Source organism: Phaeodactylibacter luteus (assembly GCF_007993045.1).
GTDB lineage: Bacteria > Bacteroidota > Bacteroidia > Chitinophagales > Saprospiraceae > Phaeodactylibacter > Phaeodactylibacter luteus.
In genome coordinates, this window is sequence record NZ_VOOR01000138.1 from 1 (window position 1) to 1,186 (window position 1,186).

Consider the following 1,186-nt stretch of genomic DNA (forward strand, 5'->3'; position numbering starts at 1 on the left):
AACAAATCGTAATTTTATGAACAATTTGACCCTTAAGGGGAGAAGCTCTGTGCTGAGCTTTTTCCTCCTGCTCTTCGGAGCAGTGTTTGGGGCACAGCAGGCTTCGGCTCAGTGTACGGAACCTGCCAACGTGACCGTAGGATACGGTTGCAATGGCGTGGTGACGATCAGCTGGGATGAGGTTGGTGATGCTTCAACTTACACCGTTGACATAGAAAACGCCATGGGCAACCCTGTGGTAGATTATGTTAACATGGCAGAGACTACCCTGACGATTACGAGCGGGACGCTTACCCCAGGCGAAGATTACAACTTTGCGGTAACGGCCAACTGTGGGCAGTCTGACGTAGCTTCTGAAACGGGCACCATCGACGGTGCTAGCATTCAGAACCTCCAGCCAACGATTTCTATCACCAACGTCAACAACCCTTACTGCCCAAGCAATGAATTCAGCGGTAGTTTTGAGGTTACCGTAAATGATGATTGTGGCGCTTCCTACAATGTCTCTGTAGGCGGTACTACTTTCTTCAATGTCCCTGCAGGCGTTTCGATCACTTTCGGAGGGCTTAACGCTGCAGTAGGCGGCACGGTCTACACAGTGAACCTCTCATTGGCTAATGCAGGCGGCTGCCAGTTCAACACAGACCAAACCGGCTGTGTTTCTTCTGTTTCAGCAACTCAGATGCTGACGCCACAGGATAACCTAGCTCCAACAGCAGTCATCACTGCTGCCGGCGGTATCACCGTTGAGGACGGCTTAGGTGGCGGTGTCGACGCGTTTGAGTACGACGCCCCTGAAGGCGAGTGCGGCGCACAGCTCGTATGGTCATTAGGCCTGAGCGACGACTGTGGTGCAGAAGTTGGGCTGGCCAACGCTGATATCTCCTTCACCAATGGTAACGCTGGCGTAGACGCAGGCCCATCTTTCGTGCTGACTCAGACTGGTTTCGATCTTTACTCACTGGAGCTGTTCGCAGCTATTGGGCAGAACGATCTGGTCATCACTTTTGACGATGAGAATGGCAACGAGACGACCATCACCAAGACCATCACCGTTAATGAAGAGCGTGCTCCTGAAATCGCTGGCCCAGTTGCCAACGGCGGCACCATGACGGTACAGATCCCAGCCTGCCAGACAGCAGGCATCCCTGTCAACTTCACAGTAGTGGCTACGGACAATTGTGAT

General features: G+C 52.9%; 1 protein-coding gene. It reads left to right on the plus strand.

What is annotated here, in order from left to right; all coding sequences use genetic code 11:
- Window positions 1–16 precede the first annotated feature (16 nt).
- Window positions 17–1,186 (plus strand): hypothetical protein (locus FRY97_RS21830; RefSeq protein WP_147169742.1); only part of this gene is annotated, 1,170 nt, incomplete at its 3' end.